Source organism: Duganella sp. GW821-FHT07F09 (assembly GCF_059418705.1).
This window is the reverse complement of record NZ_JBWKQJ010000002.1, coordinates 1-21,530: the sequence shown is the minus strand read 5'-3', so window position 1 is coordinate 21,530 and position 21,530 is coordinate 1. Positions and strand designations below refer to the sequence as shown.

The 21,530-nt window shown below is 67.1% G+C and carries 14 protein-coding genes; 13 read left to right on the top strand and 1 reads right to left on the bottom strand.

Annotated elements, in window-relative coordinates; genetic code table 11:
- Positions 1 to 65: 65 nt before the first annotated feature.
- From AC07P1_RS05130 to AC07P1_RS05095, 8 genes are all read left to right on the top strand, one after another.
- On the top strand, positions 66 to 794 hold the full coding sequence (locus AC07P1_RS05130) for a response regulator (protein ID WP_463453824.1): 729 nt from the start codon (positions 66 to 68) through the stop codon (positions 792 to 794).
- Positions 791 to 2,143 carry an ATP-binding protein gene (locus tag AC07P1_RS05125; RefSeq protein ID WP_494694814.1) on the top strand — a complete coding sequence of 451 codons (1,353 nt, stop codon included), beginning with the start codon at positions 791 to 793 and terminating at the stop codon, positions 2,141 to 2,143. Before AC07P1_RS05130 ends, AC07P1_RS05125 begins: the two co-directional genes overlap by 4 nt.
- 150 nt (positions 2,144 to 2,293) lie before the next feature.
- Entirely contained in the window at positions 2,294 to 3,466 is a 1,173-nt protein-coding gene (locus AC07P1_RS05120; protein WP_494694813.1) for an efflux RND transporter periplasmic adaptor subunit, read from the top strand.
- A gap of 3 nt (positions 3,467 to 3,469) precedes the next feature.
- On the top strand, positions 3,470 to 6,625 hold the full coding sequence (locus tag AC07P1_RS05115; protein WP_494694812.1) for an efflux RND transporter permease subunit: 3,156 nt from the start codon (positions 3,470 to 3,472) through the stop codon (positions 6,623 to 6,625).
- A gap of 73 nt (positions 6,626 to 6,698) precedes the next feature.
- A complete protein-coding gene (locus AC07P1_RS05110; RefSeq protein ID WP_494694811.1) occupies positions 6,699 to 8,702 on the top strand; it encodes an FAD/NAD(P)-binding protein in 2,004 nt (667 codons plus the stop codon).
- A gap of 169 nt (positions 8,703 to 8,871) precedes the next feature.
- On the top strand, positions 8,872 to 9,771 hold the full coding sequence (locus tag AC07P1_RS05105) for a hypothetical protein (RefSeq protein ID WP_494694810.1): 900 nt from the start codon (positions 8,872 to 8,874) through the stop codon (positions 9,769 to 9,771).
- A gap of 370 nt (positions 9,772 to 10,141) precedes the next feature.
- The gene (locus tag AC07P1_RS05100; RefSeq protein ID WP_494694809.1) at positions 10,142 to 11,041 is read left to right on the top strand and encodes an ABC transporter ATP-binding protein; all 900 of its coding nucleotides are present in this window, start codon (positions 10,142 to 10,144) and stop codon (positions 11,039 to 11,041) included.
- Positions 11,042 to 11,050: 9 nt separating this feature from the next.
- A complete protein-coding gene (locus tag AC07P1_RS05095; protein WP_494694808.1) occupies positions 11,051 to 14,632 on the top strand; it encodes a M1 family aminopeptidase in 3,582 nt (1,193 codons plus the stop codon).
- A gap of 72 nt (positions 14,633 to 14,704) precedes the next feature.
- Here AC07P1_RS05095 and AC07P1_RS05090 read toward each other — a convergent pair whose 3' ends face one another.
- Positions 14,705 to 15,406 (bottom strand): sigma-70 family RNA polymerase sigma factor, encoded by a 702-nt coding sequence (locus AC07P1_RS05090; RefSeq protein ID WP_494694807.1) that lies wholly within the window; start codon positions 15,404 to 15,406, stop codon positions 14,705 to 14,707.
- A 159-nt stretch (positions 15,407 to 15,565) separates the two neighbouring features.
- On the opposite strand from AC07P1_RS05090, the gene clpP reads away from it, so the two are divergent.
- The 5 genes from clpP to AC07P1_RS05065 all read left to right on the top strand — a co-directional run bounded on the left by clpP (position 15,566) and on the right by AC07P1_RS05065 (position 21,436).
- Entirely contained in the window at positions 15,566 to 16,180 is a 615-nt protein-coding gene (gene clpP, locus AC07P1_RS05085) for an ATP-dependent Clp endopeptidase proteolytic subunit ClpP (protein WP_494694806.1), read from the top strand.
- A gap of 66 nt (positions 16,181 to 16,246) precedes the next feature.
- On the top strand, positions 16,247 to 16,954 hold the full coding sequence (locus AC07P1_RS05080) for an ABC transporter ATP-binding protein (RefSeq protein WP_494694805.1): 708 nt from the start codon (positions 16,247 to 16,249) through the stop codon (positions 16,952 to 16,954).
- Entirely contained in the window at positions 16,951 to 18,975 is a 2,025-nt protein-coding gene (locus AC07P1_RS05075) for an HlyD family secretion protein (protein ID WP_494694804.1), read from the top strand. Before AC07P1_RS05080 ends, AC07P1_RS05075 begins: the two co-directional genes overlap by 4 nt.
- Complete coding sequence (locus AC07P1_RS05070) at positions 18,972 to 20,204, top strand: efflux RND transporter periplasmic adaptor subunit (protein WP_494694803.1); 1,233 nt, start codon at positions 18,972 to 18,974, stop codon at positions 20,202 to 20,204. The genes AC07P1_RS05075 and AC07P1_RS05070 overlap by 4 nt, the downstream gene beginning before the upstream one ends.
- Positions 20,201 to 21,436 (top strand): ABC transporter permease, encoded by a 1,236-nt coding sequence (locus AC07P1_RS05065; RefSeq protein WP_494694802.1) that lies wholly within the window; start codon positions 20,201 to 20,203, stop codon positions 21,434 to 21,436. Before AC07P1_RS05070 ends, AC07P1_RS05065 begins: the two co-directional genes overlap by 4 nt.
- The last annotated feature ends 94 nt before the right edge of the window (positions 21,437 to 21,530 follow it).

The window sequence follows — 21,530 nt, the reverse complement described above, 5'->3', positions numbered from 1 at the left end:
GGTCATATACAAGACGATACAATTGGTGATTGGTCAGGCGCGTCCGAACTAAGGATAATTAAGGCATGGAACCCACATCTACTATTCTCATCGTCGACGACGATCGCGACATCCGTACCCTGCTGGCCGACTATCTGGAATCGAACAGCTACCGCGCGCTGTGCGCCGCCGACGGCGTGGCCATGTGGAAGATGCTCGACGAAGCCAAACCCGACCTGGTCGTGCTCGACCTCAACCTGCCCGGCGACGACGGCCTGACCCTGTGCCGCAAGCTGCGCGCGCAGTCGACCCTGCCGGTGATCATGCTGACCGCGCGCGGCGAGCCGCTCGACCGCATCCTCGGCCTCGAGATGGGCGCCGACGACTACCTGCCCAAGCCGTTCGAGCCGCGCGAGCTGCTGGCGCGCATCCGCAGCGTCCTGCGCCGCAGTAACGCCATGCCCAGCGGCAGCGGCGCCGACAAGGCGCAGCAGATGCGCTTTTCCAACTGGACCCTGGACCTGACCGCGCGCCACCTGCTCAACCCGGACGGCATCGTCATCATGCTGTCGGGCGCCGAGTTCCGCCTGCTCAAGGTGTTCCTCGAACATCCGAACCGCGTGCTCAACCGCGACCAGCTGCTGAACCTGACCCAGGGCCGCGACGCCGACCCGTTCGACCGCTCGATCGACATCCAGATCAGCCGCCTGCGGCAAAAGCTGGGCGAGGACGCGCGCGTGCCGCAGATCATCAAGACCGTGCGCAACGGCGGCTACGTGCTGGCCGGCCAGGTCACCGTGGAGCCGCACCCTTGAAAGCCTTCCTCGGCTCGATGACCGGCCGGGTCTTCGCCGTCCTGCTGCTCGGCATCATCGCCTCGGCGGCGCTGACCCAGTGGCTGGCCGTTGGCGAGCGCACCCGCGCGTTCGAACGCTACCGCGACTTCCACGCGATGGAGCGCGCCGAGCAGCTGATCTCGACCGCCGAGGCGCTCACCGAACCGTCGCGCCAGACCTATCTGCGCATGGCCACGCGCGGCACCATCCTGCTGCAGCGCCCCGAGGAGCCGCTGGCGCCGACCATCGGCCCGACCGAATTCTCCACCCGCCTGCAGCACCGCCTCGGCAGCGGCATCGAGCTGGTGCCGCTGGCCGAACACCCGGCCGCCTGCTACCAGCCGCGCCAGAGCTACATCTTCGCGCCGTCCCAATGGGGCGGCGCCTGCGAGGCGATGTACGTGCGCCTGCGCGACGGCCAGCTGCTCAAGCTGTCGATCCTGCCGCCGCCCGAAAAGCCGGCCACCGAGTACAGCGAGATGCTGGCGCTGCTGCCTTTCCTGTTCAGCGTCGCGGTGCTGGCCTACCTGGTCACGCGCATGACCATGCGTCCGCTCAAGCTGCTGGCGCAGGCCGCCAAGGACCTGGGCAACGACATCAACCATCCTCCGGTGGTGCTCAGCGGCGCGGCCGAGATCCGCCAGGCCAGCGCCGCCTTCAACGCCATGCAGGCGCGCATCCGCCAGCACATCATGCAGCGCACGCAAATGCTGGCGGCCATCACCCACGACCTGCAAACGCCGCTCACGCGCCTGCGCCTGCGGCTGGAAAAGGTCGACAACGCCGACCTGCAGCAGCGCCTGATCGACGACCTGTCGGCCATGCAGCAAATGGTCAAGGAAGGCCTGGACCTGGCGCGCAGCATGGACACCACCGAGACCATGCAGGCGCTCGACCTGGACTCGCTGCTCGACAGCGTCTGCAGCGACGCCACCGACAGCGGCCAGCCGGTCGAGCTGAACGGCAAGGCCGGCATGGCGCTGATGGGCCGGCCGCTGGCGATCCGCCGCTGCCTGGTCAACCTGATCGACAACGCCGTCAAATACGGCCACCACGCCAACGTCACCGTCGAGCGCCTGGTGGGCGCGGCGCGCATCCGCATCCGCGACGGCGGCCCCGGCATCCCCGACGACCAGATGGCGCGCGTGTTCGAGCCGTTCTACCGCATCGAGACGTCGCGCTCGCGCGAGTCCGGCGGCACCGGCCTGGGCCTGACCATCGCCCGCAATATCGCCGAGCAGCACGGCGCCAACGTGGTGCTGGCCAACCACGCCGACGGCGGGCTGGAGGTCACCCTGGTCGTGCCCGAGTACTACGCCGTGCGGTGAGCCGCGCGGCGCTTTCAGTTCACGCAAAAACGCCACAGAGTAGCGAAGAAGCGCGAGTTTTGGTCAAAAACCATGCGACAATGCTTCGCCATAATGCACGGCGGCAATAATCTTGGCAGTGACTTCATCAGTAAAACCCTGGCTTAAAAAATGAAAAAATCTTCGTTAGCATATGTGGTGGGCGCCATCCTGATCCTTGGCGGCGGCGTCTGGTACGCGACCCACGGCGGCTCCGGCGCGGCCCAGACCGGCGCCCAGTCGAAGAACGGCAACGGCCCGCAGGGCCCGACCACGGTCAGCGTCGTCGCGCCGACGCGCCAGGATGTCGCCGTCGTGCTGCAAGCGAACGGCACCGTCACACCGGTCAGCACCGTCGACCTGCATCCGCAAACGACCAGCACCATCTCCAAGGTGCATATCAAGGAAGGGCAGTTCGTCAAATCCGGCGAGCTGATGTTCTCGCTCGACGACCGCAGCCAGCGCGCCAACGTGCAAAAGGCGCAGGCCCAGGTCGCGCGCGACCGCGCCACCCTGGCCGACGCCGAGCGCCAGTACCAGCGCGCGATGGACCTGCTGGAACAGAAATTCGTCGCCCAGGGCGCCGTCGATACGCTCAAGAGCCAGGTCGACTCGGCCCGCGCGCTGCTCGAGGCCGACATCGCCGCCGCCCGCGCGGTCGGCGTCGACGCCAGCTACACCTCGATCCGCGCGCCGATGACGGGCCGGGTCGGCGCCATCAACGTCTATCCGGGCAGCCTGGTGCAGCTCGAGACCTCGCTCACCACCGTCACCCAGCTCGATCCGATCAACGTCGCCTTCACCCTGCCGGAGTCGGCGCTGGGCGCGCTGCTGGAGGCCAAGCAGCGCGGCGAGGTACCGGTCAAGGTCACCCTGGGCGGCTCGGACAAGGAGATCAACGGCGCCCTGAGCTTCATCGACAACACGGTCGATCCGGTGGCCGGCGTCATCCGCGTCAAGGCGCAGTTCGACAACAAGGGTTCGAGCCTGTGGCCGGGCCAGTACGTCAACGCCCAGCTGGTCTCCCACGTGATAAAAGACGCGACGGTGATCCCGCAAAACGCTATCATCAGCAATACCCGCGGCACCTTCGTCTACGCGGTTGATAGTGACCAATCCGCCAAAGTGGTCAACATCAAGCGGCTGCACTCCTTTGGCGACAACGCCGCCGTGTCCGGATTGAGCGGCAGCGAGAAAATCATCGTCGACGGCAAGCAAAACCTGCGGCCGGGCGGCAAGGTGCGGATCGCCGGGGCCGACAAGCCGGCCGACCCGGGTGTCGACAACGCGAAGCAGAAGGGCTAGGCGATGAACCTTTCCGAGTTATGCATACGGCGCCCGGTGATGGTGGTGTTGCTGTCGCTGACCTTGGTGTTGGCGGGCGTGCTGTCGTACTTCTACATCCCGGTCGCCGCGCTGCCCAGCTATAACACGCCGGTCATCAACGTCTCGGCCGACCTGCCGGGCGCCTCGCCCGACACCATGGCCTCGTCGGTCGCGCTGCCGCTGGAAAAGCAGTTCTCCACCATCGCCGGCCTGTCGCTGATCACCTCCACCAACACCCTGGGCAACACCTCGCTGACCCTGGAGTTCGACCCCAGCGTCAACGTCAACGAGGCGGCGGTCGACGTCCAGGCGGCGCTGCTGCGCGCCCAGCGCCAGTTGCCGGTCGAGATGACCGACCTGCCGTCCTACCGCAAGGTCAACCCGGCCGACGCGCCGGTGCTGTTCATGACGATGACGTCGCCGTCGATGACCCTGGCCGAGCTGAACGACTACGCCGAGAACCTGATCGCGCCCAGCCTGTCGACCCTGCCCGGCGTGGCGCAGGTCACCGTCAACGGCCAGAAGCGCTTCGCCGTGCGGGTGCGCGCCAAGTCGGACCTGATGAACGCGCGCGACCTCACGCTCGACGAATTGCAGCAGGCGATCAAGTCGGCCAACGCCAACACGCCGCTGGGCATCCTCGACGGCCCCAGCCAGACCCTGACGATCCAGGGCAACGCCCAGCTGATGAAGGCGTCCGAGTTCGCCGAGCTGATCGTCGCCACCCGCAACGGCGAGCCGGTGCGCCTGAAGGACGTCGCCACCGTCGAGGACAGCTTCCAGTCGGTCAAGACCGCCGGCAGCTACAACGGCGAGCGCTCGATCGTGCTGCTGGTGCAGCGCCAGCCCGACGCCAACACCGTGCAGGTGGTCGACGGCGTGCGCGCGCTGCTGCCGCGCTTCAAGAACCAGGTGCCGGAATCGATCAGCATCAACCTCGTCAACGACCGCTCGGTGTCGATCCGCGAAGCCATCCACGACGTCAACCTGACCCTGCTGCTGACGATCTTCCTGGTCGTCATGGTGATCTTCCTGTTCCTGCGCCGCGCCGCCGCCACCTTCATCCCGGCGATCACGATGCCGATCTCGCTGCTGGGCGCGCTGGCCTTGCTGTACGCCTTCGGTTACAGCCTCGACAACGTTTCGCTATTGGGCATCACCCTGGCCGTCGGTCTGGTGGTCGACGACGCCATCGTCGTGCTGGAAAACATCGTGCGCCACATCGAGATGGGCAAGAAGCCCTTGCAGGCGTCGCTGATCGGCGCCAAGGAGATGGGCTTCACCATCATCTCGATCTCGGTCTCGCTGGTGGCCGTGTTCATCCCGATCTTCTTCATGCCCGGCGTGATCGGCCTGATGTTCCATGAATTCGCCGTCGTCGTCGCGCTGTCGGTGCTGGTGTCGGCGGCCGTGTCGCTGATGCTGGTGCCGATGCTGGCCAGCCGCATGCTGCCGGCCGACACCATCGATCCCGAGCACGACAAGGGCAACTTCCTCGGCCGCTGGTTCGAGGCCGGCTTCACCAGGCTGCGCAACGGCTACGCCCGCACCTTGGACATGGCGCTGCGCCACCGTCCGATCGTGCTGCTGGCCGCGCTGGGCACGTTCGCGCTGACGGCGGTGCTGTACGTCACCATACCGAAGGGCTTCTTCCCGGAGGAGGACCTGGGCCAGATCCGCGTCAACACCGAGGCCTCCGAGGACATCTCGTCGGCCGCGCTGATGGCGCTGCAGGACCGCGTGGTGGCGGTGATCCGCGCCGACCCCAACGTGCAGGACGTGGTCTCCTTCGTCAGCGGCGGCAACGGCGGGCGCATGTTCCTGGTGCTCAAGCCGCGCGGCGAGCGGCAGAAGATGCCGCAGGTGCTCGACAGCCTGCGCAAGGCCACCAAGGCCGTGCCCGGCATCGCCGTGTATCTGAGCCCGGTGCAGAACCTGCAGCTGGGCGGACGTCCGTCCAAGAGCCGCTACCAGTACACCCTGCAATCGGTCAGCCCGGGCGCGCTCAACGACTGGGCCCAGAAATACCAGGACCAGATGCGCAACGATCCCGATTTCCGCGACGTCACCAGCGATTCGCAGAACAAGGGCTTGCAGGCGTCGCTCAAGATCGACCGCGACAAGGCCAACAACCTCGGCGTGGCGATCGGCGACATCCGCACCGCGCTGTATCTCGCCTTCGGCGAGCGCCAGGTGTCGACCATCTACTCGCCGGCCGCCAGCTACTACGTGATCCTGGAGGCGGCCGACGCCGACCGCCAGTTCGACAGCGCGCTGACCAGGATCTCGGTGCGCAACAAGACCGGCCAACTGGTCAAGCTGTCGAGCATCGCCAGCGTCGAGCGTACCATCGGCCCGACCGCCGTCAACCACCAGGGCCAGCTGCAGGCGATCACGATCTCGTTCAACCTGGCGCCGGACGTGCCGCTGGGCAGGGCCACCGCCAAGATCGACCAGATGGGCGTGGACATGCGCCTGCCGCCGTCGATCATCACCAACTACGGCGGCGACGCGGCGGTGTTCCAGAGCTCGCAGGGCAGCCAGCTGATCCTGATCCTGGCCGCGCTGGGCGTCATCTACGTGCTGCTGGGCGTGCTGTATGAAAGCTATATCCACCCGCTGACCATCCTGGCCGGCCTGCCGTCGGCCGCCGTCGGCGCCTTGCTGACCTTGCGCCTGTTTAATCTGGACCTGACGATGATCGCCATCATCGGCATCCTGATGCTGATCGGTATCGTCAAGAAGAACGCCATCATGATGATCGACTTCGCGCTGCACGTGCAGCGCAACGAGGGCCGCACGCCGGCCGAGGCGATCCGCGAGGCCTGCATCCTGCGCTTCCGGCCGATCATGATGACCACCCTGGCCGCGCTGATGGGCGCGCTGCCGATCGCGCTGGGCCTGGGCGCCGGCGCCGAACTGCGCCAGCCGCTGGGCCTGGCCGTGGTGGGCGGCTTGATCTTCTCGCAAGTGATCACGCTGTACATTACGCCGGTGATCTACTTGTTCCTCGACAAGTACAGCGGCACCGGTCCGATGAGCGACGCCGAGCTGGCCGGCGAGGACGCCCCCGTCGTCGGCCAGCATGAAAGTGTGCACGCCGTACCACTGAAGGCCGTGAACATAGTCAAGCATTGACGGGAGACAAGTTAATTTGAGGGTCGTTTATTTATCATAGGCAAGTTGGCTATGAAAAAAGAGGCGATCGGAAATGAAACGCTACAGTGTCACCATCGTGGGCATGGGGCCGCGCGGGCTCAGCGTGCTCGAACGCATCGCGGCGATCGCCGGCAGCCGCCAGCTGCTGCTCGACATCGTGTTGATCGAGCCCGGCGAATGCGGTCCCGGCGTCCACACCACGCGCCAGCCGCAGCACCTGCTGATCAACACGGTGGCCAGCCAGGTCACCATGTTCCCCGCGCTCGGCGCGGTGCAGCACGCGCCGCTGTGCGCCACGCCGTCGCTGACGGCGTGGGCGCGCCAGAGCGGCTACCGCCGCTTCGGCGGCAGCTATCACAGGATCGCGGGCGCCGGCGACGGCATCACCGAGTCCGATTACCTGCCGCGCAGCATGCTGGGCGAATACCTGGCGTGGGCCTACCAGCAGGTGGTTGCCGCCTTGCCGGCCTGCGTCACGCTCACGCACCACCGCCTGCGCGCCAACGACCTGTGGCAGCAGCAGGACGGCCGCACCGCCATCGAGCTCGAAAGCGGCTTCATCGTCCACAGCGATTTCGTCTTCCTGACCACCGGCCACGGCCGCAACCTGCCCAGCGATCTGGATGCCTGGCTGGCCAAGTTCGCACAGGACCACGCGCGTTACAACAGCCGCCTGGCGTTCGTGCGCCACGTCTATCCGCTCGACAAGCTGGCGCGCATCGGCCCCGAGGCGCGCGTGGCGATCCAGGGCCTGGGCCTGAGCGCGCACGACGTGATCGCCGAGCTCACGGTCGGGCGCGGCGGCGCCTTCGTGCGCCAGCCGAACGGCCAGCCGAACGGGCAGGGCGGGCCGGGCGTGCTGCGCTACCAGCGCTCCGGGCGCGAACCGAAACTGACCTTGTGCTCGCGCAACTGCCTGCCCTACGCCGCGCGCGGCATCAACCAGAAGGGGCTCGACGGCCGCCACCAGCCGCATTACTTCACACAAGACGCGGTCGAGGCGCTGCGGCGCATGGCGCTGGCCACGCGCGGCAGCCGCCAGCTCGATTTCGACCGCGAGCTGCTGCCGCTGCTCAAACGCGAAATGGCCTGGGTCTACCGCAACACCCTGGCGCGCACCGCCGCGCTGCCGGCCAACAGTGTGCGCGTCGACGGCGCCGCCGACCACGCCGCCTCGCCGGGGGATGCCCGGGTGCCGGACCCGCTGACCTTCGTGCCGGACGCCGACGACGAGGCGCTGATCGACGCGCTGCTGTTTCCGCTGGGCGAGCGCCAGTTCGCCAACCTCGACGAATTCCGCGGTTTCTTCACCGACTGGCTGCAAGCCGATCTGCAAGAGGCGCGGCTGGGCAATATCGACAGTCCGACCAAGGCCGCCACCGACGTGCTGCGCGACGTGCGCGCCACCTTGCAAGCCGCCATCGAGCACGGCGGCCTCACGCCGGCCTCGCACCGCAAGTTCCTCAACGTCTACCATCCGGCCATCAACCGCGCCGCCTTCGGTCCGCCGCTGCGCCGCAACGAAGAGCTGCTGGCGCTGCTCGACGCCGGTGTCATCGACATCGTCTCGGGACCCAACAGCGTGGTCGAGACCGACGAGAACGATTCCACCTATGTGCTGAGCACGAAGTTCGCCAACGGCACCGAGCGGCGGCCGATCGACGTGCTCGTCGTGGCCCGGCTGGACGCCTTTTTCCCCGAAACGGACGAGTCCTTACTGATCCGTAATGTGTTAAAACGCGGCCTGGTCCGGCCCTATTACAACGGCGTGTTCCACCCCGGCGGCATCGAGATCGACGAGGCCAGCCAGCCGCTCAACGTCCAGGGCGAACCGGCGCGCAACATCTGGGCGCTCGGCTATCCGGTCGAGGGTTGTCATTACTACACCCATGCCTTGCCGCGCCCGATGCTGCGCTCGCGCCAGGTGCTGGACGCCGACCGGTGCGTGACGGCCATGTTCGCGCAGATGGCCGACTATCCCCGCCGCAACCCCGGCCGCCGTCCCGCCGTGGCCGTATCCGTCCCGGCGAACGACACTCCCCATGTCATTTTGTAAAGGCCTGGATACATACGGTAACACCCGTCAAGACGTGAAAATTGTAAAGTGGAACCTTGGGATACGCGCACCGATTTGAACGGCGCGGTATGATGGCCCTGAACAGATGTTTCCAAACCATCGGGACTCTGGCACTATGGCCGCATTTTCACGCACAAGGTTTGGTATCTTGCACCACGACTCCCATATACTTTCCGCAACCGGATATTGCGAAACCTGCGGGCAACCCCTGCCGCAGGCGGGGGAGCCGACCGCCACGTGGGACCGCAAGGCCAAGAGCAACCGCATCGGCATCGGCATCTCGATCGCCCTGCACCTGCTGGCCGTGTTGTATTACCTCATCGCGCCGGCGCCGGAAAAGACCAAGACTTCGGCGCCGCCCAAGGGGGGCCAGATGGTCTACATCCAGCCGCTGCCGATCACGCCGACCAAGCCGACGCCGAAACCGACGCCCAAGCCCAAGACCGAGGTGGCCAAGGCCAGCAAGCCGCCGCCGCCGCGCAAGCAAAGTGTCGCGCGCGAGACGCCGGCCGCCGTCAAGCCCAAGCTGGAAACCTATGTGCCGCCGGTGCAGGCGACGATGACGCCGCCGCCCGAGGCGGACATGTCGGAAATGATCGCCAAGCGCCGCGCCGCGCGCGAAGCCAACAATCCGCAGCCGGCGCCACCGGCGCCGGAGGAGAGCGCCAACGACCGCGCGCTGCGCATCGCCAAGGCCAACATCGCCGGCGCCCAGGGCCGCTCCAGCGGCGTGGACAAGGACGACACGGGCGGCGTATTCTCGGTCGACAAGCGCTCCAACAGCGCCGACGTGAAATTCCGTGGCTGGAACACCAACTTCAAGCGCAACTGGCTGCAGCAGATCCACGTCGAGCAGGGTGGCGAGCGCGACATCGAAACGGCCGTGGTCAAGGAAATGATCAAGATCATCCGCAAGGAAAAGCCGGGCGATTTCGAATGGGAATCGCGCCGCCTGGGCAAGACCGTCCACATGAGCGCGCGCAAGGAAGACGAGAAGGAATTGACCGCCTTCCTGCTCAAGGAAATGTTCCCCGAGTACCGGCCGTAGATCAAGCATGGGCCGTGGGCGGAGCGGTGGCGGATTACGCTGCGCTAATCCGCCCTACGTATCTCCGTGGCGGATCACCGTCATGTGCCCGCAAATCGGGCGGATCGCCGCCACGGATCTACAATCGCGGGGCGTCGTTGGCACGGCCTCAAAATCCCTCGCGGAGACACGTAGGGCGGATTAGGCGGCACGCCGTAATCCGCCACGCGCCGCCGACACCGCCCCCTTGCACCCACACCGCCCGGCGCACGAAATCCCCCGTCCATCCGCAAAACCTGCCGCCCATCGCAAAATCCTGCCAAGTTTGCAACTTTACCTTATAGTAAGGTTGCCACGGACCCGGTCCGTCCCTATCAGGAGAATGCGTTCCATGCTATCGATCAAACAGCTGAGCAAGACCTACGCCAACGGCGTCAAAGCGATCAACAACGTCAGCCTCGACATCCCCAACGGCATGTTCGGCCTGCTCGGCCCCAACGGCGCCGGCAAGTCCTCGCTGATGCGCACCATCGCCACCTTGCAAGATCCCGATAGCGGCAGCATCGATTTCAACGGCCTCGACGTGCTGGCCCGGCCCGAGGCGCTGCGCCGCCAGCTCGGCTACCTGCCGCAGGACTTCGGCGTCTACCCGAAGGTCAGCGCCGAAACCCTGCTCAACCACTTCGCCGTCCTCAAGGGCCTGACCGCGCGCGGCGAGCGCAAGGAGGCGGTCGAGGCGCTGCTGCAGCAAACCAACCTGTGGGAAGCGCGCAAGCGCAACCTCGGCACCTACTCGGGCGGCATGCGCCAGCGCTTCGGCATCGCCCAGGCGCTGCTCGGCTCGCCCCGCCTGGTGATCGTCGACGAACCGACCGCCGGCCTCGACCCGGACGAGCGCAACCGCTTCCTCAACCTGCTGGCCAAGATCGGCGAGCAGGTGGTGGTGATCCTGTCGACCCACATCGTGGCCGACGTCACCGACCTGTGCCCGCGCATGGCCATCATCGTCAAGGGCGAGGTGCTCAGCCAGGGCGAGCCGCTGGCCGCCATCGACACCATCAAGAGCAAGGTGTGGCGCCGCAGCGTCAGCGCCGAGGCGTTGCCGGAATACCAGCAGCGCTTCAACGTGCTGCACACGCGCCTGGTCGGCGGCAAGCCGCAGATCAACGTCTACGCCGACAGCCAGCCGGACGACGGCTTCATCGCCGTCGAGCCGGACCTGGAGGACGTCTACTTCCTGCACGTGCGCAACGCCGCGCGCGCCGCCGCGCCGTCGGCCGCCGCGGCTTAAGGAGACGCCATGTTGCTTGAATTCTTCAAATTCGACCTGCGTTACCAACTGCGGCAGCCGCTGCTGTGGGTCAGCGGCCTGATCCTCGGCCTGATGGCGTTCGGCGCCACCACCAGCGACGCCATCCAAGTCGGCGGCGCCATCGGCAACGTCCACCGCAACGCGCCGACGGTCGTGGCGCAGATCATGGGCACGTTCACCGTGATCTCGATGTTCATCGTCACCATCTTCATCGCCGGCACCGTGCTGCGCGACAGCGAGGTCGGCATCTCCGACATGCTGTTCGCCACGCCGATGCGCAAGTACCAATACCTGCTCGGCCGCTTCAGCGCCGGCCTGGTGGCCTGCCTGGCGATCTTCGTGCTGATCGCCATCGGCATGCTGCTCGGCCCGCTGATGCCGTGGGTGGACGAGGCCCGCGTCGGTCCGCTGCCGGGCGCGGCCTACCTGTGGAGCTTCGCCTTCTTCGTCATCCCCAACCTGCTGTTCGTCGGCGCGCTGCTGATGCTGCTGGCGGCCACCACCCGCTCGATGATGCTGGTCTACGTGGGCGTGCTGGGCTTCTTCGTGTTGTGGGCCGTCGCCGGCGCCTTCACGCGCGACATCAACAACGAATGGATCGCCGTGCTGGTCGACCCGTTCGGCGTGCGCGCCTTCGGGCGCGCCACCCGCTACTTCTCGGCGGCCGAGGCCAATGCCGGCCTGCCGCCGTTCACCGGCTACCTGCTGGCCAACCGCCTGCTGTGGCTGGGCGTCGCGGCGGTCTTCTTCATCGCCACCCTGATCCTGTTCAAGCCGCAACGCGCCGGCACCGGCCGCCGCCTGTTCGGCAAGGCCAAGCCGGCCGCCGTGGCGCCGGCGTCGGCGCCGGCCGTGGCGCTGCCGCGCATCGCGCCGCGCTTCCACGCTTCCACCGGCTGGATACAGTGCTGGCACATCCTCGCCTTCGACGCCAAGGGCGTGTTCAGGAGCGTGCCCTTTCTGGTGATGCTGCTGTTCGGCGTGCTCAACTTCATCGGCGCCGCCAGCCAGGCCGACAACATCTTCGGCACCGCCGTCTATCCGGTCACGCACCTGATGCTGCAGACCCTGAGCGGCACCTTCAACTTCATGCTGATCATCGTGCTGACCTTCTACGCCGGCGAATTGATCTTCAAGGAGCGCCAGGTGAAGATTTCCGACGTCGGTGACGCCATGCCGGTGCCGGACTGGGCGCCGCTGGTCGCCAAATGCGTCGCGCTGGTGGGCGTCATCTTCGGCTTCCTGCTCGCCGGCGCGGTGGCGGCGGCCGGCTTCCAGCTGTTCAAGGGCGGCGCGCCGATCGAGATCGGCCTGTACGTCAAGGGCGTGCTGCTGGAGTCCGCCTTCTTCGTTCTGATGGGGCTGTTCGCGCTGGCGCTGCAAGTGCTCACCAACAACAAGTTCATCGGCTACCTGCTGGTGATCCTGCTGATGGTGTCGCAGATCGTGCTGGGCGTGATGCACTTCAACCATAACCTGTACAACTTCGGCGCGCTGCCGGGCCTGCGCTACTCGGACATGAACGGCTACGGCCACTTCCTCAAGGGCTGGTCGTGGTATGCCTTGTACTGGAGTTTGTTCACGGTGTCTGCGCTGATCCTGGCGCAGGCGTTCTGGGTGCGCGGGCTGGCGCGGCCATGGCGCGCCCGCGTGCGCCTGGCCGCCGCGCGCCTGAAAAGCGGCGCCGGCCTGGCGCTGGCGCTCAGCGTGGCCGGCTTCGTCGGCACCGGTGCCTGGATCTTCTACAACACCAATGTGCTCAACAAGTATGTGCCATCGGACCTCGCCATGGACCGCCAGGCGGACTACGAGAAGAACTACCGCAAATACAAGGACCTGCCGCAGCCGCGCATCACCGACGTGCGCGCCGACGTCGACATCTATCCGGCCGAGCGCCGGGTGGCGATCCGTGGCCGTTATCTGCTGGAAAACAAAACCGGCTTGCCGCTGACGGAACTGCGGTTGCAGATCAATCCGGACGTCGAAACCCGCTACGCCAATCTGCCGCCGCACCAGGTGGTGCTCGACGATAAGATCGCCGGCTTCAAGGTGATCAAGCTGGCACAGCCGATGGCGCCGGGCGCGCGTGTCGACCTCGGCTTCACCGTGGATGTCCGCCACGAGGGGTTCACCAACAGCGGCGCGGCCGACAGCGTCAACCTGAACGGCACCTTCTTCAACAACAGCGAGTTCTTCCCGCACTTCGGCTACCGCGACGATTACGAGCTGAAGGACCGCAACGAGCGCCGCAAGCGCGGCCTGGGCGAACCGCAGCGCATGGCCAAGCTGGAGGACGAGAAGGCGCGCGCCAACACCGCCTTCGGCGGCGAGGCCGATTGGATCAATTTCGAGACCACGGTCTCGACCAGCGGCGACCAGATCGCCATCGCGCCGGGCTATCTGCAGAAGACCTGGGAGCGGGACGGGCGCCGCTATTTCCACTACAAGATGGACCGGCCGATGGTCAACTTCTTCGCCTACCTGTCGGCGCGCTGGAGCGTCAGGAAGGGCGAATGGCGCGGCCTGCCGATCGAGGTCTACTACGACAGCAAGCACGTCTACAACGTCGACCGCATGATCACGTCGACGCAAAAGTCGCTCGACTATTTCGACGCCAATTTCACGCCGTACCAGCACAAGCAGGTGCGCATCCTCGAGTTCCCGAACTACCAGGGCTTCGCGCAATCGTTCGCCAACACGATCCCGTATTCGGAATCGCTCGGCTTCATCGCCGACCTGCGCGACAAGGACGACATCGACTACGTCTACTACGTCACCGCGCATGAGGTGGCGCACCAGTGGTGGGGCCACCAGGTGATCGGCGCCAACGTCCAGGGCTCGACCATGCTGATCGAATCGCTGGCGCAATACTCGGCGCTGATGGTGATGGAAAAAGAATACGGCCGCGACAAGCTGCGCCGTTTCTTGCGCTTCGAGCTGGACGGCTACCTGCGCGAACGTGGCGGCGAGCTGATCGAAGAGCAGCCGCTGTTCCGGGTCGAGAACCAGCAATACATCCACTACCGCAAGGGCAGCCTAGTGTTCTACCGCCTGCGCGACGAGATCGGCGAGGACGCCGTCAACCGCGCGCTCAAGCGCTTCCTGCGCGACAAGGCGTATCAGGAGGCGCCGTACACCACCAGCCGCGAGTTGCTGGCCTACATACGCGCCGAAGCGCCGCAGGACAAGCAAGCGCTGATCACCGACCTGTTCGAGAAGATCGTCTTCTACGACAACCGCGTAACGGACGCCAAGGCGAAGAAACGCGCCGACGGCCGGTGGGACGTGACGATGACCCTGCACCTGGCGAAGATGGAAGCTGACGGCAAAGGCAAGGAAACGCCGCGCGCCTACGACGAGCCGGTCGAGATCGCCGTGTTCGCCCGCGCGCCGGGCGCCAAGGAAAGCGAGGAACGGGTGCTGTTCACGGAGAAACGGCTACTGGTGGGCAGCGAGCCGGTGGTCACGGTCACGGTCAAGGAGCAGCCGTTCGACGTTGGCGTCGACCCGTACAACAAGATGATCGACCGCGTCTCGCGCGACAACCGCAAGGAAGTTGTTATTGAGTAACTCCGGGGTCAGGTCCACCATTTCTACACGTGCTCGTGCGTCCATGGTGGACCCGACCCCGGATCGCCGGATTTAAGCGGCCAGGGCAGGGCGATGGGAATGGTACGAGGCGTCGTTGGCGCTGGCGCCGGTGCGCATGCGCGGCAATGGCGAGGCGATCACCGACACCGGCTGCTCGTCGCCGAGCAAGGTCACCATCGCCGGCACGTCGCGGCCGTTGATCGCCGCCTGGAAGCGGCGGATCAATTCGCGGCACAGCTTTTCGCTGGCTGGCGCTTCCGTGCCGGCCTCCCGCAAGCGCCGCCTTGCGCGCGCCAGGTATTGGCGCGCGTTCACCGTGGTTGTGCCGAGCGCGGCAGCGATATCGGCATGTTCGCATTCCAGCACTTCATGCAGCACCAGCGCCAGGCGCTCGGACGGCGACAGGCGGGCCAGCAATCGGGCCAGCGCCTCGCCCAGTTCGGCGCGCCGCAGCAGGCCATCCTCCGGCGGCACCGGCGCCGCCTCCGGCGCCAGTTCCATCGCATTGCGCGCCGCCGCCATCTCCCGCGCGCGCTTGCGCAGGCGGTCGATCGACTGGTGTTGCACGACGGTGGTCAGCCAGGCCGCCGGGGTCGCCAACGCCGCCTGTTCGACGTCTTGCCATTTGAGAAAGCAATCCTGCACGACGTCCTCGGCTTCCGCTTCGCTACCGACGATGCGGCGGCTGATCGCTTTCAGGCGCGGGCGCAGCGTTTCGAACATGGCGCCGTCGGGGTCGGTAATGGGGGGCATCGGAATCTCCTGTGATGGGGCTGGTGCCACATGACGCCCGGCACCGTTCGGATGTGACACGCCAACTATATATTTTTTTCCCGTCACACGGCGCGGTGGCGCGGGCGTCAAGCGGACAGTAATCAACCTGGTGATTACTTCAAACGCAAAAGGACGATCATGACAGCGAATTTCCCCCTTGCACTGGGCTTGGTGCCGACCGTCGTCGAACAGACGGGACGCGGCGAGCGCGCCTTCGACATCTACTCGCGCCTGCTGAAGGAACGCGTGATTTTCCTGGTGGGCGAGGTGACCGAGCAATCGGCCAACCTGATCGTCGCGCAGTTGCTGTTCCTCGAATCGGAGGATCCGCACAAGGATATTTCGCTGTACATCAATTCGCCCGGCGGCTCGGTGTATGCCGGCATGGCGGTCTACGACACCATGCAGTTCATCAAGCCGGACGTGTCCACCTTGTGCACGGGCTTCGCCGCCAGCATGGGCTCCTTCCTGCTGGCGGCCGGCGCGATCGGCAAGCGCTACGCCTTGCCCAACGCCCGCATCATGATTCATCAGCCTCACGGCGGATCGCAGGGCGTGGCGTCCGACATCGAGATCCAGGCGCGCGAGGTGCTGTACCTGCGCCACCGGCTGAACGCCATCTATGCCGAGCGCACCGGGCAAACGCTGGAGCGGATCGAAAAGGATTCGGACCGCGATCATTTCATGTCCGCCAGCCAGGGGGCGGAATACGGCCTGATCGATCGCGTGCTGGCGACGCGCGACGGCGACTGACCGCTGCGTCCGTGTAGAAATGGTGGACCTGACCCCGGAGCTTACAAAATATGACAAGTTAAGGAATTGACAAAAGATCGCGCCGCCGGGATACTTCCCGGCATGATCGAGCTCAGTAATATTCGCAAAACCTACCGCCAGGGCGGTAACGAGATCCACGCGCTGGACGGCATCGACTTGCGGGTGGCGCCCGGCGAGTTTGTTGCCATCATGGGGCCGTCCGGTTCGGGCAAGTCGACCTTGCTCAACGTGCTCGGCGCGCTCGACCGTCCGGACACCGGCCGCTATCGCCTGGCCCAGGACGAGATCAGCGCCCTCGACGACGACGCCGCCTCCGATGTGCGCAACCGCCGCATCGGCTTCGTGTTCCAGTCCTTCCATCTGCTGCCGCGCCTGACCGTGCTCGAGAACGTGCTGTTGCCGCAGCGCTACGCCCGCCACGCCGACACCGGCGCCGCCGAGCGCGCCGTCGCGCTGCTCGAACGCATCGGCCTGGGCCAGCGCATCGGCCACTTGCCCGGCCAGTTGTCGGGCGGCCAGTTGCAGCGCGCCGCCATCGCCCGCGCCCTGTTGAACCAGCCTGCCCTGCTGCTGGCCGACGAGCCGACCGGCAACCTCGATTCGCGCAGCGCGGCCGACGTGCTGGAGCTGCTGCGCGAATTGCACGCCGGCGGCCAGACCTTGGTGCTGGTCACCCACGATCCGGCCATCGCCGCCGGCGCGCAGCGCACCATCCATTTGCGCGACGGCCGCATCGCCGAAGGCGGGGCGTGAGGCGCGCCCCCGTCGCGCTGTCGGGTGCGGCGTTGCTGGCGCTGGCCGTCGCCGCCGCGCTGGGTCTGGATGTCGGCGCGGCCGGCCCTGCCGCCGCGTCCGCGCCCGCCAAGGGCAAGGCCGCTACCCCCATCCAGGCCGAAGCCGCCACCGCGGCCGGCGGCGCCGCCGCGCCCCAGCGCCGTCCCGTCCTGCTGACCGGCGAGGTCGAGGCGCTGGACTCGCAAACCATCACCGTGCCGCCGTCGAACTCGGCGCCGCTGACCCTGCGCAATTTCGTTGCCGAGGGCACCCACGTCAAAGCCGGCGACGTGGTGCTGCGCATCGAAACCGGCGGCGCCGCCAACATCGACCGGCTCGAAACCGAGCTGGAGCAGGCACGCGCGCGCGCCGAAAAGGAAACCGCGACCCTGGAAGTGGCCGCCGTCGAGGCCGAGAAGGCGTTGGTCACCGCGCAGGCCGCGCTGGCCAAGGCGAAGGTCGAGGCGGCGCTGCCCAAGACGCAGATCTCGGTGCTGGACTACGACCGCCACCAGGCCGCGTTCGGGAACGCCACGCGCGACCTGGCGATCAAGCGCGACGCCGACGCCAGCGCGCGCGAGGCGGTCGGCCGGCGCCGCGAGGACGGCCAGCTGGAAGTCAAGAAACTGCAGATCAACCTGGCGTTCCAGATCGCCCAGCTGGCGCAATCGGAAGTGCGCGCCACGCGCGACGGCGTCGTCGTGCACGGCTACAGCCCATGGATGGGCCAACGCTTCGAGGAGGGCTCGTCGGCCTGGCCGGGCAACGCCGCCGGCGTGGTGCTGGGCAACGGCGAGATGGCCGTCACCGCCTGGGCGCTGGAGGCCGATCGGCCCTACCTGTCCGAGGGGCAGTCGGTGAGCCTGCGCTTCGACGCCTTGCCGGCCACCGCCACCGCCGCGGTCATCGGCACGGTCAAGTCCATCACCAGCGCGCCGGAAGCGCGCGCCAGCTGGGGGCTGGGCCGCTACTTCCGCATCAAGATCGCGCTACCGGACGGGCACGGCCTGCCGCTGGTGGCGGGCATGAGCGCCCTGGTCGAGCCGCACGCGGCCAAGGCGTCGCCGCCGGCGCCGCCGCCGGGGGACGAGGCGCTCACCGTCGAGGGCGAGATCGCCTCGCGCGGCGCGCTGCCGGTGTCGCCGCCGAGCATCCCACATGTCTGGCAGTACAAGCTGGCGCAGATTGCGCCCGAGGGCACGATGGTCGAGGCCGGGCAGCAGATCGCGCAGTTCGAATCGAACGACGTCACCACCCGGCTGATCACGCAGCAGGGCACGCTTAACGAAAAGTTGCGCGCGCTCGACAAGCTCAAGCTCGACCAGACCGAGGCCGACCGCGCGGGCGAGCTGGCCGTGGCGGAGGCGCAAAGCAACGCCGACAAGGCCGAGCGCAAGGCCACCATGCCGAAGGAATTGATACGGCGCGTCGACTACGACAAGCTGGTGATCGAGCGGGGCGAGAAAAACCAGCTGGCCAAGCTGGCGGTGACCCAGCATCAGGCGCAAATGCGCGCCCGCCAGGCCGAGCGCGCCGGCCTGCAGGCCGAGATCGCGCAGCAGCAGACCCAGATCGCCGCGCTGGCCAAGGGGCAGGCGGCGCTGAAGGTGCTGGCGCCGCGCAGGGGATTGGTGGTCTACCGCACCGGGTTCGACGGACAGAAGTTCAGCGTCGGCAGCCAAGTCTGGATGGGGCTGACGGTGGCCACCTTGGCCGATCCGGACAAGTTGTACATCGCCGCCAACGTGCCGGAGGCGCTGTCGTCACGGATACGTGTGGGGCAGGCGGCACGCGTGACGGTACCGGGCAGCAACCAGACGCTGAACGCGCGCGTGGTCGGCTTGGGCCGCGCCTTCCACGGCAAATCGACCGCCCAGCCGACCATCGTGCGCGATGTCGAATTGCAGTTCGACAGCGGCACCAGCGGACTTAAACCGGGTGCGGCGGTGCAGGCGGTAATGGTCGCCGACGCCGCCCGTCCGGCGGGGAACAAACGATGAGGCGCGACACCCGCAAGCCGATGGCAACAACCTTGGCGGTGGCCTTCTCGGTGAGCGTCTTGTTGACCGCCTGCGGCGGCGACACGGCGTCATCCGGCACCGCCGCCGAGACGCTGGCGCCGCGTCCGTGGCTGGAGACGCTGGCCGTCGACGGCGAGATCAAGGCCGCCGCCAGCACCCCCCTCAACGTACCCGGCAACAACTGGAGCCAGCGCATCCTGGTCGACATGGTGGCCGACGGCAGCAGCGTGGAAAAGGGCCAGGTCGTGGCGCGCTTCGACTCGCCGCAATCGCGCATGGAGTTGTCGCAGGCCGAACTCGAACTACTGCGCAAGACCCTGGCCGAGCAGACCAGCGCGAGCGCCGCCAGCGTCGAGCGTGACAAACTGGCCGGCGACCGCGCCAAGGTCGAGGACGACCTGGGCCTGAGCCGGCGCTACGCCAATGTCGACCTGAGCATCTTCCCCCGCAACGACATACTGGACGCCTTGGCCGACGTCGGCTTCCTGACCACCAAGCGCACTTACCTGGACTGGAAGGGCGGGCAGGCGCAGGCGCGCGCGGCCGCGCAGGACGCGGTGCTGCATTCGCAACGCGACAGCGTGGTGCGGACCGCCGCGCAACAGCGCGACAGCCTGGCCGCGCTGGAACTGGTGGCGCCGCACGACGGCGTGTTCCTGCTGACAGCCAAGTGGGACGGCACCAAGGCGGAGATCGGTTCGACCCAGGTGGCGGGCCAGGAGTTCGGCTCGCTGCCCGACCTGAACCAGTTGGTGGCCCATTTCAGCGTGGCCGAGGGCCGGGTCTTCGGGCTGAAGGCAGGGCTGCCGGTGCGGGTGCGCCTGGCCGGCACCGGCACCGAGCTCATGCTCAAAGTCACGCGCGTCGGCAGCAACGCCAGCACCACCTCGCAGGAATCGCCGGTCAAGTACAGCGACTTCGATGCGGCCATCGACACCGCCACCGCGCGCAAGCTCGGCCTCAAGCCCGGCCAGGCCCTGCGCGGCACGGTGGAACTGGTGGCGCAGCCGGCCGCGCTGACGGTACCCAACATCGCGCTGGTGCAGGACGGCGCCGGCTATGTCGTCTACACGGAAGAGGGCGGCAAACAGACGCGCCGCAAGGTCGAGCTGGGACAACGCGGCCCGGTGCGCAGCGAACTGAAAAGCGGCGTCGCCGCCGGCGCGCGCATCGTGCTGCTGCCGCCGGCGCCGACGGAGAAATCATGAATCTGGCATTGATACGGGAAGCGGTCACCGAACTGCAGCGCCGCAAGCTGCGCACCGGACTGACGTTGCTGGGCATGGTGTTCGGCGTAGCGGCCATCGTCGCCATGCTGGCCGTGGGCGAGGGCAGCAAGCGCGAGGCGCTGCGCCTGGTGGCCGAGCTGGGGCTGGACAACGTGCTCATCGAGAGCAAGGCCATCGACCCCGAGCAGCTCAAGGATATCCGCACGCGCTCGCTGGGACTGTCGGCCGCCGACGGCGCGGCGGCGTTGTCGGTGGTGCCGGGCGCGGTGTCGGTGTCGATGAAAAAGGAAATCAAGGTCGACCAGCTGGTGCTGGGCCAGCGCGTGGTGCCGGCGCGCGCCTACGCCGTCTCGCCGGCCTACGCCGAGCACGGCGGCCTGCGCCTGGCCACCGGCCGCTGGCTGGCGCCTGCCGACGGCGCCACCCTGGCGCCGGTGTGCGTGCTGGGGGCCCGTCTTGCCCGTACCTTGTTCGGCAATGAGCCCGCGCTCGGCCGCCACCTCAAGCTCACCCATGTGTGGCTGGAGGTGGTGGGCGTGCTGGAGGACCGCGCGCAAAGCAAGTCCGAGTTCGAAGGCGTCAAGCTGGGGCTCGACGACGAGCGCCTGTTCGTGGCCTGGGAGACGGGCAGGGCGCGCTTTAACTTCAAGCGCATCGAGGACGAGGTCGACGGCATCAGCGTGCGGCTCGACGGCAAGGTCGCGCCGGACCAGGCCGCGCGCGTGCTGCAGGCGCTGATCGTCCGGCGCCACGGCGGCGCCGACGACACCGACCTGATCGTGCCGATGGGCCTGTATCGCCAGAACCAGCAGACGCAGCGCATCTTCGCCATCGTCATGAGTTCGATCGCGGCGGTATCGTTGCTGGTGGGCGGCATCGGCATCATGAACATTATGCTGGCCAACGTGCTGGAGCGGCGGCGCGAGGTGGGCCTGAAGCGGGCGCTGGGCGCGCGCCGTCGCGACGTGGTCGAGCAATTCCTGGCCGAAGCGCTGGTGATCGCCGTCAGCGGCGCACTGCTGGGTGTGATGCTGGGCGCGGTGGCCGCCTACAGCATCGCCGCCTTGGCCGGCTGGTCGGTGGCATGGTCCCCGTTCAGCCTGATCGCGGCGGTGCTGCTGTGCGTAGCGGTGGGACTCGCCTTCGGCGTCTTCCCCGCGCGCCAGGCCGCCGCCCTCGACCCGATCGCCGCCCTGCGCAGCGACGGCTAAAAACACCGGGGTCAGGTCCTGAGCCTTCCCCTCAAATTTTAAATGTCGGGATCAACGATCTCAGCTCATCAAGAGCGATGGTGAGCTGACTTCG